This is a genomic window from Pseudomonas sp. LBUM1645 (genome assembly GCF_059716185.1).
Map to the genome: position 1 here is coordinate 846,053 of NZ_CP166811.1, position 15,132 is coordinate 861,184.

Sequence of the window (15,132 nt, forward strand, 5' to 3'; positions counted from 1 at the left end):
TGAGGCAGCTGAATATAGAGAGGCAAGCTTTCAGCAGCCTTACAGACCGGGTTGTGAATAGCTGACGCCGGAATCGCGGTCCGGCGTCGGTTTTTGCTTTTTATCGTGTAGTACTTAGTGCACCAGCATGCCGGTGAGCCAATAGGCCTGGATGTAGGTAATCAGGCCGACGATCGTTGCGAAGAACAGGCTGTGCTTGAGGGTGAAGCGGAACAGATCCGATTCCTTGCCCACCAGACCGGTCGCGGCGCAGGCGACGGCGATCGATTGTGGCGAGATCATCTTGCCGGTCACGCCGCCGCTGGTGTTCGCCGCTACCAGCAACACATCGCTGACGCCGATCTGGTGCGCGGTGGTCGCTTGCAGCGAGCTGAACAGTGCGTTGGACGAGGTGTCGGAACCGGTCAGGAACACGCCCAGCCATCCCAGGAATGGCGAGAAGAACGGGAAGGCTGCACCGGTGCCGGCCAGTACCAGAGCCATGGTGGAAGACATGCCCGAGTAGTTGGTGACGAAGGCAAAGGCGAGCACCATGCCGATGGACAGAATCGGCCAGCGCAGCTCGTAGAAGGTCTCTTTCAAAGTGGTCAGACCAGTTTTGATATTGATATTCAGGACCAGCATCGAGATCAGCGCGGAGAAGAAAATCGCCGTGCCAGTCGCGGAAATCGGGTCGAGTTTGAACACCGCCGGAATAGCGGTCGGGGCGGCCACGATCGGTGCGACCTTGATCACCAATTGATCGAGGTGCGGGATGGCGAAGTTGAACACCCAGCTGTACATCGACCCGCCAGCGGCAAACATCGCCTTGAAGGGTTTCAAGGTCCAGATGGTCACCAGCACGGTGAGGATCAGGAACGGTGACCAGGCTTTGAGAATTTCACCGAAGCTGTAGGGCGAAGCCACGGTGCTGCGCGGCAGGCCGAAACCGCCGGCGCTGGCGCTCACCACGGAAGCCGAGACGGCACCGACGATGTGTTGGCCTGCGGCGCGCTTTGGCTGCCAGACTTTCAGGAACAGCGTCAGGGAAATCAGGCTGGCCAGGGCGGAGGTGATGTCCGGCAGTTCCGGGCCGATGAAGTTCGACGTGAAGTATTGGGTGATGGCAAAGCTCAAGCCGGCCACCAGTGCTGCCGGCCAGGTTTCCCGCACGCCGCGCAGGCCATCCATCATGAACACCAGCCAGAACGGCACGAACAGCGACAGCAGCGGCAGTTGGCGGCCGGTCATGGCGCCGATCTTGAACGCGTCGATACCGGTCACTTGCCCGGCGACGATGATCGGAATCCCCAAGGCACCGAAGGCAACCGGCGCGGTGTTGGCGATCAGGCACAGGCCCGCGGCGTACAGCGGGTTGAAGCCCAGTCCTACCAACAGTGCGGCGGTAATCGCTACCGGCGCACCGAAACCGGCGGCACCTTCCAGGAAGGCGCCGAAGCAGAAGCCAATCAGCAGCACTTGCAGGCGCTGGTCGTCGGTAATCGACAGTACCGAGCTGCGGATCACTTCGAACTGACCACTCTTGACCGTCAGTTTGTAGAGGAATACCGCCGCCACGATGATCCAGGCAATCGGCCACAGACCGTAGGCGAAGCCATAACCGGCTGCGGCGAAGGCCATGTCGACCGGCATCTGGAAGGCGAAGATCGCCACGGCAATGGACAAGGCCAGCGTGATGCTGCCGGCCACGTGTCCTTTGAGTCGGAACACGGCCAATGCCAGGAAGAAAAACACGATGGGGATAACGGCCGCGAGCGCGGACACGCCGAGACTGCCGAGCGGAGAATAGAGCTGTTGCCAGGTTTGCATATGGGGTGGCCCCTAATTGTTGTTGGTCAGGCACTGGTCAGCGTTCTTGGATAATTGGTAATACCAATTTACAATCGCTGTTGGCTAGGGTAAAAGCCTTGTAGGCGGCGTGTCAATTTGCCGCCCTAAAACTTTTGTCGAATACGCGCTGCAGAAGTCATCTGGCCCGGTCGACCAAATGCCGTCTGGCAGGTGCTGACACAGCCCTGATAGGCCAGAATAGAGACCCCGGCGAGCCGTCGGGATCGTGGAGAAATGAGTTATGGGGTTTGATCAGATTCGTCAGCGCCGTTTGTCTGACGATATTGTCGAGCAGCTCGAGGGGATGATTCTCGAGGGCACGCTGAAGGCGGGTGAGCGCTTGCCGGCCGAACGTGCGTTGGCCGAGCAGTTCGGCGTGTCACGCCCTTCGTTGCGCGAAGCGATTCAGAAACTGGCGGCCAAGGGCTTGCTGGTCAGTCGCCAGGGTGGTGGCAATTATGTGGTGGAGTCGCTGGGGTCAACCTTCAGCGATCCGCTGCTGCATCTGCTGGAAAGTAACCCTGAAGCGCAGCGCGATCTGCTGGAGTTTCGTCACACCCTGGAAGCCTCCTGCGCCTATTACGCAGCCATGCGTGCTACGGACGTTGATCGCGAGCGATTGACCGCGGCCTTCAATGAATTGCAGGACTGCTATACGCGTCACGACGAGGTAAGTCGGGCGGAAGAGGGGGCGGCGGATGCGAAATTCCACTTGGCAATTGCTGAAGCCAGTCACAACGCGGTGTTGCTGCACACCATTCGCGGGTTGTTCGATCTGCTCAAGCGTAACGTGGTGACCAACATCGGCGGTATGTACAAGCAGCGCACCGAGACCCGCGACATGCTGATTACCCAGCATCGTGAGTTGTACCTGGCGATTATCGAAGGAAGGGCCGAGCAGGCGCGGGAAGTCTCCAGCCGACATATCTTGTATGTGCAAGAAGTGCTGGAAGAAGTGCGTCAGGAAGTACAGCGCATGGCTCGGGCAGAGCGGCGCAAAGGAATGTAGTCAGTTGGTTTTGTGGTGATTTGTGCAATCGCCATCGCGAGCAAGCTCGCTCCCACAGTGGATTTGTGAACGGCACAAAACAAATGTGGGAGCGAGCTTGCTCGCGATGGCTGTCTCAGGCAAAAAGAGAATTAATCTTCCTTGCCCTTGTTGCGCACCGCACGCTGCAACTCGCGACCGGCGTCGCGTTCGCGTTCGGTATCACGCTTGTCGTATTCCTTCTTGCCCTTGCCCAGAGCGATCTCGCACTTGACCATGTGCTTGCTCCAGTACCAGGACAGGCACACGCAGGCGTAACCTTTTTGCTGCACGGCCGTGGCCAGCTTTTCCAGCTCGCGCCGGTTGAGCAGCAATTTTCGGGTGCGGGTCGGATCAGCGATGACGTGGGTGCTGGCGGTCATCAGCGGCGTAATGTGGCTGCCGAGCAGCCAGGCTTCGCCATCCTTGAGCAGCACGTAACTGTCAACCAGTTGCAGCTTGCTTGCCCGCAAACTTTTTACTTCCCAGCCGGCCAGGACCAGACCAGCCTCGAACTTATGCTCGATGAAGTAATCGTGTCGCGCCTTTTTGTTTTGCGCGATGGTCCCTGTTGGGTGTTTCTTCTGTTTAGCCATAGGGGCGGCATTATAGGGAGTTGCACGCGAGTCGGCTACGGTATCGCTACGTGCTTGAGCAGGTTGATTGAATCCCGGACAATGCGGCCTCTTTTTTGAACGCTTGGGCGTGATAACGATGTCGACAGACAAGGTTTCTGTCCACGGCAGTTGGGCTAGCCGCTGGGTCTTCATACTCGCCGCGACCGGTTCGGCCGTGGGCCTGGGTAGTATCTGGAAATTCCCGTACATGGTCGGCGTCTACGGCGGCGGCGCCTTCGTGCTGATGTTCCTGGCCTGTATCGCGCTGATCGGTGTGCCGGTCATGCTGGCTGAAACCCTGATCGGCCGCCGTGCACGGCAGAGCCCGGCAAACGCCCTGAAGGTATTGGCGCTGGAAGCCGGGCATTCGGGTAAATGGTCCTGGGGCGCATTCGCCGGGATGATCACGGCGTTGCTGATCTTGTCTTTCTATAGTGTGGTCGGCGGCTGGTCGCTGGATTACATCATCGACATGGGCCGTGGCGACTTCCAGGGCGTGACGGCTGATCAGGTCGGCGCGTACTTTGGCAACGTTATCTCCGACCCATGGCGCCTGACACTTTGGCACACGATTTTCATGCTGCTCTCGGCCGTGGTCATCGCCAAGGGCGTGGTCGCCGGCCTGGAACGCAGCCTGCGGATCATGATGCCGCTGCTGTTCGTGATGGTGATTGTTCTGCTGGGCTACAGCATGACCACCGGCCATTTCATGGAGGGCGTGCATTTCATGTTCGACTTCCATCCGGAAAAAGTACTCGACGGCTTGCTGCCCGCCATGGGGCATGCCTTTTTCTCCCTGAGCGTCGGCGTTGGTTCGATCATGATCTACGGCGCCTATATGCCGAAGAACTCATCGATTTCCGGCACCATCGTCGGCGTGGCACTGCTCGATACCTTCGTTTCCCTGGTCGCTGGTCTGGCATTGTTTCCGATTGTGTTTGCTGCGGGCCTGAACCCGAGCGAAGGTCCTGGCCTGATGTTCGTCAGCTTGCCCTTTGCCTTTGGTAACGTAGCGTTCGGCCAGTTGATGGGCGTAGTGTTCTTCGTGCTGGTAGCGATTGCAGCCTGGAGCTCGGCGATTTCCTTGCTTGAGCCGATGGTGGCTTACCTGGTTGAACGCACGAAAGTCAGCCGCGCCTGGGTGACCTTTTGGCTGGCATTTATCTGCTGGTTTGTCGGTCTGGGCACGGTGTTTTCCTTCAATATCTGGAAGGAAGCCAAGTTTTTCGTGAACGAAGGCGGGATGTTCCACCTCTATCAATGGGGTGCGGCCGGTGGCCTGGACTTCTTTGGTGTGATCGATTTCTTCACCTCGCGGATCATGTTGCCACTCGGTGGTTTGTGTTTCGTGGTGTTTGCAGGCTGGGTGATGGGGCGTGAAGCGGTACGCGACGAGTTGTCGATCCGCAACCCTGCGTTGTTCGCCCTGTCCCTGTTCTTGATGCGCTATGTGGCGCCCATCGGCATTCTCGTAGTGTTTGCCGCCCAGCTGTGGAAGTGACGCTGACATGACGACACACATTCAACGTTCGGCCCTGCTGCCTTATCCGGCACAAGCGCTGTATGACCTGGTCAACGACGTGGCGCGTTACCCGGAATTTCTGCCGTGGTGCTCGACGGCCGAAGTGCTGGAAAGCTCACCTGAGCATATGCGCGCTAGCGTCGGCGTGGCCAAGGGTGGCCTCAGCCAGCATTTCGTAACGCGCAATACGCTGGTGCCTGGGCATTCGATCGAGATGAACCTTGAGGAAGGCCCGTTCAATCAATTGCATGGCGTCTGGGTATTCAAGCCGTTGGGCGAGAAAGCCTGCAAGATCAGCCTGGACCTGTCGTTCGATTACGCCGGGCCGATTATCCGCGCGACCCTGGGGCCGTTGTTCAATCAGGCGGCCAATACGCTGGTGGATGCCTTCTGCCAGCGCGCCAAGCAGATGCATGGTTGAGGTCGTGATCGACGTTGAGGTGGTGTATGCCGCCATTGATCGTCAGGTGCTTCTCTCGGTGACGGTTCCAGCCGGAGCGACAGTGCGGGCGGCTTTGCTGATGTCAGGCATCGGCGAGGCGTTTTCCGAGCTGGATCTGGCCAGTTGCCCGGTGGGGATCTTCGGTAAAGTGATCGCTGATCCGGACAAGCATCCTGTCCAGGCTGGAGATCGCATCGAGATATACCGGCCATTGCTGGCAGATCCGAAAGAAGTTCGTCGGTTGCGCGCCGCCAAGGCTGCTGAGGCCAAAGCCCGGAATCAGTGAATCACTAAACGCCAGACAATAAAAAACCCGGACATGCCGGGTTTTTTATTGCGTCGCAAATTATTGCGGCGAGGTTTCCAGAGGTTCTGGAGTCGGGACTGGAACGGTTTCTACACCGTCGACGTCCTTCTGGATCTGGTCCAGCAACGAACCTGGCTTGACCGGTTTTTCTGGTTTTGGCTTCTCGGCGTTTTCTGCTGGTGCAGCAACTGTAGTGCCGCTGTCCTTGCCGAGAATGGCTTCGTCGCGGCTCACGCCTGGCATGAAATCACCAGAGAGGCTGACAAGCTGGTCATTTGGGTTGAAGATAACGCTAATGCGTTCCTGTTGGCGTTCACCGCCACCGGGTTGCAGGCTGTACAGATAATCCCAGCGATCGGCATGGAACGTGTCAGTCAGCAGGGGGTTGCCCATGATAAACCGTACTTGCTTACGGGTCATTCCCGGGCGTAACTGGTCTATCATGTCCTGCGTGACGACATTGCCCTGCTGGATGTCGATTTTGTAAACCCCGGGGAATGAACAACCGGCGAGTGCGAGCAGTCCCACAAAGGTGAAACTGGTTAGCAAGAGCTTGGTGTTTTGCATCGGTGGGCGACTTCCACTATCTTGGCTGGGACAACGTAAACGCCGATCATACCCGCATTAAGAGAAGCTGCGAAGCAGCATCGCGAGAAAGCTGACCATGGTTGAAAATAGCGAACTACGCAAAGCCGGCCTCAAAGTGACCCTTCCACGGGTCAAAATTCTGCAAATGCTCGATTCCGCCGAGCAACGCCACATGAGCGCTGAAGATGTTTACAAGGCGTTGATGGAAGCTGGTGAGGACGTCGGTCTGGCCACGGTTTACCGTGTACTGACTCAGTTCGAGGCAGCTGGCCTTGTGGTGCGGCACAACTTCGACGGAGGCCACGCGGTCTTCGAGCTGGATGACGGCAAGCATCACGACCATATGGTCAACGTCGAAACCAGCGAAGTGATCGAATTCTTCGACGAAGAAATCGAGCGGCTGCAGAAAGCCATCGTCGACAAGTATGGCTTCGAGATGGTTGATCACAATCTGGTGCTGTACGTACGCAAGAAAAAGTAAGCATGTCGCGCGAATTTCACATTCGCGAAACGAGCGAAGGCGACCCCAGGGTCGCCTTCGTGCTTTCTGCCGTTCTTAAATTTTCGCGGTGACGACCATTTTCCTGGCGTGAGCCAGAGATTCCTTTGTAAGGTCGATGCCACCCAGCATCCGCGCCACTTCTTCGACACGATCGTTCTTGCTCAGCTTGGAGACGGCTGTGTGAGTGGCATCTTCGCCGCGCACTTTGTGTACGAATAGATGTTGATGTCCCTGCGCTGCTACTTGCGGCAGGTGAGTTACCGTCAATACCTGCCCGCGCTCCCCGAGTCGACGCAGCAATTGGCCCACGATTTCGGCGGTCGGACCACCGATGCCCACGTCCACTTCGTCGAACACCAGGGTCGGTACGCGGGAGGTCTGCGCGGTGATCACTTGAATTGCCAGGCTGATCCGTGACAATTCGCCGCCGGATGCCACTTTTGCCAGCGCTTTCAAAGGTTGGCCCGGGTTAGCACTTACCAGCAGCTCTACCTGCTCAAGGCCATTGGGTAGCAGTTCATCGCTACTGTTGGGGCGCAGCTCGATAGTGAAGCGCCCACCAGGCATGCCCAGTCGCTGGATTTCCTGCTCCACGGCGCTGGCCAGGCTGTTCGAGGCCTGATGGCGCAAATCGCTCAGCTCGCGAGCCTTCTCCTGATAATGACGGGCATAGGAGGCCAGTTCATCGCTCAGTCGCTCGATGGATTCGTCGTTGGCATTCAGGGTTTCGATTTCATCCAGCAAGCGCTGCTGCATCTCGGCCACTTCGGTCGGCTGGATGCGGTGTTTGCGCGCCATGGTATAGATCGCATCAAGGCGTTCCTCCAGGTATTGAAGACGCGCTGGATCGGCATCGAAGTTATCAAGGAAGCGGTTCAGTTCCCCCACGGCTTCTTCGACCTGGATCTGTGCGCTGGTCAGCAGGCTGCTGGCTTCACCCAGGGCCCCAATCGAATTGTTGACGCTCGAAAGACGATTGAGGCTGGCGGTGAGGGCGTTCAGCACATTCCCGGAATCACTTTCGCTGCATTGTTCGACCACTTGCCGGCAAATGCCCAGCAGGGTTTCGGCGTTGGTCAGGTTCTTGTGTTCCTGTTCCAGTTGCTCCAGCTCGTTTTCGCCGAGGCCGAGGTTTTCCAGCTCTTCGAGTTGATAGCTGAGCAATTGATGGCGAGCACGCTGCTCATCGCCGGAATTGGAAAGGCGTTCCAGCTCCTGGCGGGTCTGGCGCCAGCGTTGGGCGGCCAGGTGTACCTGACGGGCAAGGTCCGTTGCACCGGCGTACTCGTCGAGCAGGCGACGGTGCGTGTCGGTCTTGAGCAGGGATTGATGTTCATGCTGGCTGTGGATATCGATCAGCAGTTCACCCAGGGCTTTGAGGTCGCCGAGGGGGCAGGGCGTGCCGTTGATGTAGCCACGCGAGCGTCCTTCGGCGGTGATCACCCGGCGCAGGATGCACGGGCCGTCGCTCTCCAGGTCGCGCTCGGCCAGCCAGGCGCTGGCTTCCGGAATATCGACCAGGTCGAAGGTTGCCAGGATATCGGCCTTGTCGGCGCCGGGACGGACCACGCCGCTGTCGGCGCGATCGCCCAGGGTCAGCCCGAGGGCGTCGAGCATGATCGACTTGCCGGCGCCGGTTTCCCCGGTGATCACGCTCATCCCGCGATCGAGTTCGAGATCGAGATGTTCAACGATGGCGTAGTTATGTACGGACAGGTGCACCAGCATAAAGGCCGCTCCCAGGCTTTAGGTCTGGTTATTTATACAGTGTTTTGTTTCTGGCTGACAATGCCCTCCCTTAGCTCTATTTGCTTGATCCGACGAAATCCTTAGTGCGCCCGGGAATGACAATGCAGCTGTTTTTTGTAGGGTTAATAAATGAGCGCCCCTTGAAGCTGAATTTTGCGGCCCCATATAGCTGGGCAGAAGCGTGAGTTGAGCTCGCGGACGATATTGAAAGGAGAAACCTATGGCTGACGAACAGACAGTGGATACGCAAAATCTAGACGCCGATCAGGCTGCCCAGGACTCGGGTGATGAACTGGCGGCTCGTGTTCAAGTGCTCGAAGAGCAATTGGCTGGCGCTCATGATCAGGCTTTGCGTGTAGCAGCTGATCTGCAGAACGTCCGCCGTCGCGCTGAGCAGGATGTCGAAAAGGCTCACAAATTCGCACTGGAGAAATTCGCCGGTGACTTGTTGCCGATCATCGACAGCCTGGAGCGTGGTCTGGAGTTGTCCAGCCCGGATGACGAAAGCATTCGTCCAATGCGCGAAGGCATCGAGCTGACCCTGAAAATGTTCCAGGACACCCTGAAGCGTTATCAGCTGGAAGCGATCGATCCGCATGGCGAACCGTTCAACGCCGTTCAGCATCAGGCAATGGCCATGCAGGAAAGCGCCGACGTCGAGCCGAACAGCGTGCTCAAGGTGTTCCAGAAGGGCTATCAGCTCAACGGTCGCCTGCTGCGTCCGGCCATGGTCGTGGTCAGTAAGGCACCGGCACCGGTTTCGCCTTCGATTGACGAGCAGGCTTGAAATTAGCCGCAAGGCCCCCATTTAGAAGTCAAGCGTTTAAGTGCTACCGCAGTTAGCCACCACTGCTGCGGCAACCAAATCCAAAGTTTCGGGAGAGTGAACATGGGCAAAATTATCGGTATCGACCTGGGGACTACCAACTCCTGCGTCTCCGTACTTGAAAACGGCGTAGCCAAAGTTATTGAAAACGCTGAAGGCACGCGTACTACGCCGTCGATCATCGCTTACGCCAACGATGGTGAAATCCTCGTTGGTCAATCGGCCAAGCGTCAGGCTGTGACCAATCCGCACAACACCCTGTATGCGGTGAAGCGTCTGATCGGTCGTAAGTTCGACGAAGAAGTCGTACAGAAAGACATCAAGATGGTCCCTTACAAAATCGCCAAGGCTGATAACGGCGACGCGTGGGTTGAAGTGAACGGCCAGAAAATGTCGCCGCCACAAATCTCGGCTGAAATTCTGAAGAAAATGAAGAAGACCGCCGAAGACTACCTCGGCGAGCCAGTGACCGAAGCGGTAATCACCGTTCCGGCCTACTTCAACGACAGCCAGCGTCAAGCCACCAAAGACGCCGGCCGCATCGCGGGCCTCGACGTAAAACGTATCATCAACGAACCAACCGCAGCCGCTCTGGCTTACGGTATGGACAAGGCGAAGGGCGATCACACCGTGATCGTTTACGACTTGGGCGGCGGTACTTTCGACGTTTCCGTGATCGAAATCGCTGAAGTCGATGGCGAGCACCAGTTCGAAGTATTGGCCACCAACGGTGACACGTTCCTGGGTGGTGAAGACTTTGACATTCGTCTGATCGACTACCTCGTTGACGAATTCAAGAAAGAAAGCGGCATGAACCTTAAAGGTGACCCGCTGGCCATGCAGCGCCTGAAAGAAGCCGCTGAAAAAGCCAAGATCGAACTGTCTTCGAGCAATTCGACCGACGTGAACCTGCCGTACATCACTGCAGACGCCACCGGTCCTAAGCACTTGAACGTGAAAATCTCCCGCGCCAAGCTCGAAGCGCTGGTAGAAGACCTGGTTCAACGCACCATCGAACCTTGCCGCATCGCTCTGAAAGACTCCGGTATCGACATTGGCGCTATCAATGACGTGATCCTGGTTGGCGGTCAGACCCGTATGCCACTGGTTCAGAAGCTGGTGACCGAGTTCTTCGGTAAAGAAGCGCGTAAAGACGTGAACCCGGACGAAGCCGTTGCCATGGGTGCTGCTATCCAGGGCGCAGTATTGGCCGGTGACGTGAAAGACGTTCTGCTGCTGGACGTTAGCCCGCTGACCCTGGGTATCGAAACCATGGGTGGCGTGATGACCGCGCTGATCGAGAAAAACACCACGATTCCTACCAAGAAATCGCAAGTGTTCTCGACTGCCGACGACAACCAGGGCGCAGTGACCATTCACGTGCTGCAAGGTGAGCGTAAGCAAGCCGCTCAGAACAAGTCTTTGGGCAAGTTCGACCTGGCCGAGATTCCACCAGCACCACGTGGCGTGCCACAAATTGAAGTGACCTTCGACATCGACGCCAACGGCATTCTGCACGTAGGCGCCAAAGACAAGGCTACCGGCAAGACTCAGTCGATCGTGATCAAGGCCAACTCCGGTCTGTCCGAGGAAGAGATTCAGCAGATGATTCGCGATGCTGAAGCCAACGTCGACGCAGATCGCCAGTTCGAAGAGCTGGCAACCGCTCGCAACCAGGGCGATGCGCTGGTTCACTCGACTCGCAAAATGGTCGCAGACGCTGGCGATAAAGTGACTGCTGAAGAGAAGACTGCAATCGAAGCTGCTGTTGTTGCCCTGGAAGCCGCTGTCAAAGGCGACGACAAGGCCGCGATCGAAGCCAAGGTTGAAGAGCTGTCGAAAGTCTCCGCTCCAGTAGCGCAGAAGATGTACGCCGAGCAGGCTCAACCTGCTGAAGGTGCTGCACCGCAAGGCGAATCGGCTGAGAAGGCTGACGACGTCGTCGACGCTGAGTTCGAAGAAGTCAAAGACCACAAGTAAGTTGTTGGTCGGCCGGTTGACTGCCTTTAGGCAGTGACTGGTAGGATGTCGCCGCGCGGGGGCTTGCTCCCGCGTTGGCGTGTCTGGAGTTAGCGAATTTTTACAGCATGCGACAAGGCTCGTGTGTTGGCGGTATGGCCGGGAATGCTCCTGCTTTTCGAGCCGAAAGTACCGCATCGAATCAAAGACCAGGATCGTTGAATTGACGTGAGTTGGGTCCGGGCCTGTATTGGGGCTCAACGAGTTTGGCAAGGCTCAGGAGAGGTTTGCCGAACGTCCTTAAGAGTGCAAAGACTTATGGCAAAGCGTGACTATTACGAAGTATTGGGTGTTGAGCGCGGCTCAAGCGAAGCGGACCTGAAAAAGGCCTACCGTCGCCTGGCGATGAAGCATCACCCGGACCGTAATCCCGATGACAAAGCGTCGGAAGATATGTTCAAGGAGGCCAATGAGGCCTACGAAGTACTGTCCGATTCCAGCAAGCGCGCGGCGTACGACCAGTACGGTCATGCCGGTGTCGACCCAAGCATGGGTGGCGGCGGTGCCGGGTTTGGCGGTCAGAACTTCTCCGATATCTTTGGTGATGTCTTCAGTGACTTCTTCGGCGGCGGTCGCGGCGGTTCTCGTGGCGGCGCTCAGCGCGGCAGCGACCTGCGTTACACCCTGGAACTGAATCTGGAAGAAGCGGTGCGCGGTACGACCGTGAATATCCGTGTTCCGACATTGGTCAACTGCAAGCCGTGCGACGGTTCGGGTGCCAAGAAAGGCTCCTCGCCGATCACTTGCCCGACTTGCGGCGGTATCGGTCAAGTCCGTATGCAACAGGGCTTTTTCTCGGTGCAGCAGACGTGCCCGCGCTGCCATGGCCAGGGCAAGATCATTTCCGATCCGTGCGACTCGTGCGACGGTCAAGGTCGTGTCGAAGAGTACAAAACCCTCTCGGTGAAAGTGCCGGCCGGTGTTGATACCGGTGACCGCATTCGTCTGTCCGGCGAAGGCGAGGCGGGGGCTCAGGGTGGCCCGACTGGCGACCTGTACGTGGTGATCAACGTGCGTGAGCACGCGATCTTCCAGCGCGACGGCAAGCACCTGTTCTGCGAAGTGCCAATCAGCTTTGTCGATGCTGCGCTGGGTGGTGAGTTGGAGATTCCGACCCTTGATGGTCGCGTCAAACTGAAAATCCCTGAAGGGACTCAGACCGGCAAGCAGTTCCGTGTTCGCGGCAAGGGCGTTGCGCCAGTGCGCGGCGGCGGTGCTGGTGACTTGATGTGCCGTGTGGCGGTCGAAACCCCTGTCAATCTGGGGCGTCGTCAGCGCGAACTGCTGGAAGAGTTCCGTAGCTCGCTGGCAGATGACAACAGTCATTCGCCTAAAACCACTGGTTGGTTCGAAGGCGTGAAACGCTTCTTCGGCGATTTGTAAGGAGTCGGCATGCGACGTATAGCTGTGATGGGCGCTGCCGGGCGCATGGGCAAGATTCTGGTCGAAGCGGTGCAGCAGCGCGCGCCGCTGACCGGGCTGACGGCAGCCATCGTGCGCCCTGGCAGTACGCTGATTGGCGTGGATGCGGGTGAACTGGCTTCGCTGGGGCGTATCGGTGTGCCGCTGTCCGGCAATCTGGACTCGGTGGCTGATGAGTTCGACGTGCTGATCGACTTCACGCTCCCGGAAGTCATGCTGAAGAACCTGGCGTTCTGCCGTAACGCGGGCAAGGCCATGGTGATCGGCACGACAGGGCTGGACGCCGCGCAGAAGCAGTTGCTCGCCGAGGCCGGCAAGGATATTCCGATCGTGTTCGCGGCCAATTTCAGTGTCGGTGTGAACCTGTCGCTGAAGCTGCTCGACATGGCTGCTCGTGTGCTGGGTGATGACGCGGATATCGAGATCATCGAGGCTCATCATCGGCACAAGATCGATGCGCCTTCAGGTACGGCTCTGCGCATGGGCGAAGTCATCGCAAACGCCCTGGATCGTGATCTGCAGAAGGTTGCGGTCTATGGTCGTGAAGGCCATACCGGCGCTCGCGAGCGTGAAACGATCGGCTTTGCCACTGTTCGTGGTGGTGATGTGGTCGGCGATCATACGGTGCTCTTCGCCTGTGAGGGTGAGCGACTGGAGATCACGCATAAAGCTTCCAGTCGCATGACCTTCGCCAAGGGCGCAGTACGTGCTGCGTTGTGGCTGGACGGCCGTGAGCCGGGTCTTTACGACATGCAAGACGTACTCGATCTGCGTTAAGATGCGCCCGAAATCGGGTTCAAACAGTGTGTTTGAGCCCGGTTTCACTCCGCCAAGCGACGTCCTGTCGCATTCTCCGGCCTTTAAGGCTCATTGGCGGTAGACCAAAAATGCCTTTTTCTGTAAGCTACAGCTTTAGTGTGTCCACTAAAAGCGCGCAGAATTATTCGGTGAAGAAGCGGGGTGACGTGTCCATACGTCACTCCGCTTTTTTACAACCTGCGATCGCCCTTTCAGGCTTTATTTACGGGAGGTCTTCTTGACTAAGCCAGCCATACTCGCCCTTGCTGATGGCAGCATTTTTCGCGGCGAAGCCATTGGAGCCGACGGTCAAACCGTTGGTGAGGTGGTGTTCAACACCGCAATGACCGGCTATCAGGAAATCCTTACCGATCCTTCCTACGCCCAACAGATTGTTACCCTGACTTACCCGCACATCGGCAACACCGGCACCACGCCGGAAGACGCCGAGTCCGACCGCGTCTGGTCCGCGGGCCTGGTTATCCGTGACCTGCCACTGGTTGCGAGCAACTGGCGTAACACGATGTCTCTGTCCGACTACCTGAAAGCCAACAATGTTGTGGCAATCGCCGGTATCGACACTCGCCGCCTGACGCGCATCCTGCGTGAAAAAGGCGCGCAGAACGGCTGCATCATGGCCGGTGACAACATTTCCGAAGAAGCCGCCATCGCCGCAGCCCAGGGTTTCCCTGGCCTCAAAGGCATGGACCTGGCGAAAGTCGTCAGCACCAAAGAGAAATACGAGTGGCGCTCGACTGTCTGGGATTTGAAAACCGACAGCCACGCGACCATCGAAGCCTCCGAGCTGCCATACCACGTGGTTGCCTACGACTACGGCGTCAAGCTGAACATCCTGCGCATGCTGGTCGAGCGCGGTTGCCGCGTGACCGTGGTGCCGGCACAGACGCCAGCGGCTGAAGCTCTGGCTCTGAAGCCGGACGGTGTGTTCCTGTCCAACGGCCCTGGTGATCCGGAGCCTTGCGACTACGCGATCCAGGCGATCAAAGATGTGCTGGAAACCGAAATTCCGGTCTTCGGTATCTGCCTTGGTCACCAACTGCTGGCCCTGGCCTCCGGTGCCAAGACCCTGAAAATGGGTCACGGCCACCATGGTGCCAACCACCCGGTCCAGGATCTGGATACCGGTGTGGTGATGATCACCAGCCAGAACCACGGTTTTGCGGTAGACGAAACGACCCTGCCAGCCAACGTCCGGGCGATCCACAAATCGCTGTTCGACGGCACCCTGCAAGGTATCGAGCGTACCGACAAGAGCGCCTTCAGCTTCCAGGGTCACCCTGAAGCCAGCCCTGGCCCGAACGACGTAGCACCACTGTTTGATCGCTTCATCAACGAAATGGCCAAGCGACGCTAATCGCTCGCCTTGATGTAGCAAAGCTTGAGGGCGGTCCCGGCACACGGTGGCCCCTCAAGTCTTCAAAGATTGAACAAGACGGCTTGCCGACTGACCTGCGGATTTGAG

At 57.9% G+C, this 15,132-nt stretch carries 14 protein-coding genes; 10 read left to right on the plus strand and 4 right to left on the minus strand.

Annotated features, from left to right (window positions below):
* Positions 1-114: 114 nt before the first annotated feature.
* Positions 115-1,809: a lactate permease LctP family transporter gene (locus tag ACA079_RS03595; protein WP_497702615.1), complete on the minus strand. Its 1,695-nt coding sequence runs from the start codon at positions 1,807-1,809 to the stop codon at positions 115-117.
* Positions 1,810-2,071: 262 nt separating this feature from the next.
* Between ACA079_RS03595 and ACA079_RS03600 the strand changes: the two genes are divergently transcribed.
* A complete protein-coding gene (locus ACA079_RS03600) occupies positions 2,072-2,839 on the plus strand; it encodes a GntR family transcriptional regulator (RefSeq protein WP_008149047.1) in 768 nt (255 codons plus the stop codon).
* A gap of 131 nt (positions 2,840-2,970) precedes the next feature.
* Here the strand turns inward: ACA079_RS03600 and smpB are convergent, their stop codons facing one another.
* Positions 2,971-3,453, minus strand: a complete 483-nt coding sequence (gene smpB, locus ACA079_RS03605; RefSeq protein WP_008149046.1) for an SsrA-binding protein SmpB — start codon at positions 3,451-3,453, stop codon at positions 2,971-2,973.
* A gap of 118 nt (positions 3,454-3,571) precedes the next feature.
* Between smpB and ACA079_RS03610 the strand changes: the two genes are divergently transcribed.
* The 3 genes from ACA079_RS03610 to ACA079_RS03620 are packed head-to-tail and all read left to right on the plus strand — an operon-like array spanning position 3,572 to position 5,724.
* On the plus strand, positions 3,572-4,975 hold the full coding sequence (locus ACA079_RS03610; protein WP_497702616.1) for a sodium-dependent transporter: 1,404 nt from the start codon (positions 3,572-3,574) through the stop codon (positions 4,973-4,975).
* Between the two features lie 7 nt (positions 4,976-4,982).
* Entirely contained in the window at positions 4,983-5,417 is a 435-nt protein-coding gene (locus tag ACA079_RS03615; RefSeq protein WP_415773195.1) for a type II toxin-antitoxin system RatA family toxin, read from the plus strand.
* Entirely contained in the window at positions 5,410-5,724 is a 315-nt protein-coding gene (locus ACA079_RS03620) for an RnfH family protein (protein ID WP_497702617.1), read from the plus strand. The genes ACA079_RS03615 and ACA079_RS03620 overlap by 8 nt, the downstream gene beginning before the upstream one ends.
* 60 nt (positions 5,725-5,784) lie before the next feature.
* On the opposite strand, the gene ACA079_RS03625 is transcribed toward ACA079_RS03620, so the two are convergent.
* Positions 5,785-6,312 carry an outer membrane protein assembly factor BamE gene (locus ACA079_RS03625; protein ID WP_008149042.1) on the minus strand — a complete coding sequence of 176 codons (528 nt, stop codon included), beginning with the start codon at positions 6,310-6,312 and terminating at the stop codon, positions 5,785-5,787.
* A 97-nt stretch (positions 6,313-6,409) separates the two neighbouring features.
* Here ACA079_RS03625 and fur point away from each other — a divergent pair, with 97 nt between their 5' ends.
* Positions 6,410-6,814, plus strand: a complete 405-nt coding sequence (gene fur, locus ACA079_RS03630) for a ferric iron uptake transcriptional regulator (protein ID WP_003197684.1) — start codon at positions 6,410-6,412, stop codon at positions 6,812-6,814.
* 75 nt (positions 6,815-6,889) lie between these two features.
* Here the strand turns inward: fur and recN are convergent, their stop codons facing one another.
* On the minus strand, positions 6,890-8,563 hold the full coding sequence (gene recN, locus ACA079_RS03635; protein ID WP_033058136.1) for a DNA repair protein RecN: 1,674 nt from the start codon (positions 8,561-8,563) through the stop codon (positions 6,890-6,892).
* Between the two features lie 241 nt (positions 8,564-8,804).
* Between recN and grpE the strand changes: the two genes are divergently transcribed.
* The 5 genes from grpE (at position 8,805) to carA (ending at position 15,024) form a co-directional block, all read left to right on the plus strand.
* Complete coding sequence (gene grpE / locus ACA079_RS03640; RefSeq protein WP_033058135.1) at positions 8,805-9,371, plus strand: nucleotide exchange factor GrpE; 567 nt, start codon at positions 8,805-8,807, stop codon at positions 9,369-9,371.
* A gap of 102 nt (positions 9,372-9,473) precedes the next feature.
* Positions 9,474-11,390, plus strand: coding sequence for a molecular chaperone DnaK (dnaK, locus tag ACA079_RS03645; protein ID WP_008149038.1), 1,917 nt, complete (start codon positions 9,474-9,476; stop codon positions 11,388-11,390).
* A 297-nt stretch (positions 11,391-11,687) separates the two neighbouring features.
* Entirely contained in the window at positions 11,688-12,812 is a 1,125-nt protein-coding gene (dnaJ, locus tag ACA079_RS03650; RefSeq protein ID WP_008149037.1) for a molecular chaperone DnaJ, read from the plus strand.
* A gap of 9 nt (positions 12,813-12,821) precedes the next feature.
* Positions 12,822-13,628, plus strand: a complete 807-nt coding sequence (dapB, locus tag ACA079_RS03655) for a 4-hydroxy-tetrahydrodipicolinate reductase (protein WP_497702618.1) — start codon at positions 12,822-12,824, stop codon at positions 13,626-13,628.
* Between the two features lie 259 nt (positions 13,629-13,887).
* Positions 13,888-15,024, plus strand: a complete 1,137-nt coding sequence (gene carA, locus ACA079_RS03660; RefSeq protein WP_046045784.1) for a glutamine-hydrolyzing carbamoyl-phosphate synthase small subunit — start codon at positions 13,888-13,890, stop codon at positions 15,022-15,024.
* The last annotated feature ends 108 nt before the right edge of the window (positions 15,025-15,132 follow it).

What these genes read in the sequence shown, in the direction of transcription:
- dapB (WP_497702618.1), top strand. Translation starts at nt 12,822, where the DNA reads ATGCGACGTATAGCTGTGATGGGCGCTGCCGGGCGCATGGGCAAGATT.
- ACA079_RS03600 (WP_008149047.1), top strand. Translation starts at nt 2,072, where the DNA reads ATGGGGTTTGATCAGATTCGTCAGCGCCGTTTGTCTGACGATATTGTC.
- ACA079_RS03610 (WP_497702616.1), top strand. Translation starts at nt 3,572, where the DNA reads ATGTCGACAGACAAGGTTTCTGTCCACGGCAGTTGGGCTAGCCGCTGG.
- smpB (WP_008149046.1), bottom strand. Translation starts at nt 3,453, where the DNA reads ATGGCTAAACAGAAGAAACACCCAACAGGGACCATCGCGCAAAACAAA.
- recN (WP_033058136.1), bottom strand. Translation starts at nt 8,563, where the DNA reads ATGCTGGTGCACCTGTCCGTACATAACTACGCCATCGTTGAACATCTC.
- dnaK (WP_008149038.1), top strand. Translation starts at nt 9,474, where the DNA reads ATGGGCAAAATTATCGGTATCGACCTGGGGACTACCAACTCCTGCGTC.
- grpE (WP_033058135.1), top strand. Translation starts at nt 8,805, where the DNA reads ATGGCTGACGAACAGACAGTGGATACGCAAAATCTAGACGCCGATCAG.
- ACA079_RS03620 (WP_497702617.1), top strand. Translation starts at nt 5,410, where the DNA reads ATGGTTGAGGTCGTGATCGACGTTGAGGTGGTGTATGCCGCCATTGAT.
- ACA079_RS03595 (WP_497702615.1), bottom strand. Translation starts at nt 1,809, where the DNA reads ATGCAAACCTGGCAACAGCTCTATTCTCCGCTCGGCAGTCTCGGCGTG.
- fur (WP_003197684.1), top strand. Translation starts at nt 6,410, where the DNA reads ATGGTTGAAAATAGCGAACTACGCAAAGCCGGCCTCAAAGTGACCCTT.
- ACA079_RS03625 (WP_008149042.1), bottom strand. Translation starts at nt 6,312, where the DNA reads ATGCAAAACACCAAGCTCTTGCTAACCAGTTTCACCTTTGTGGGACTG.
- ACA079_RS03615 (WP_415773195.1), top strand. Translation starts at nt 4,983, where the DNA reads ATGACGACACACATTCAACGTTCGGCCCTGCTGCCTTATCCGGCACAA.
- dnaJ (WP_008149037.1), top strand. Translation starts at nt 11,688, where the DNA reads ATGGCAAAGCGTGACTATTACGAAGTATTGGGTGTTGAGCGCGGCTCA.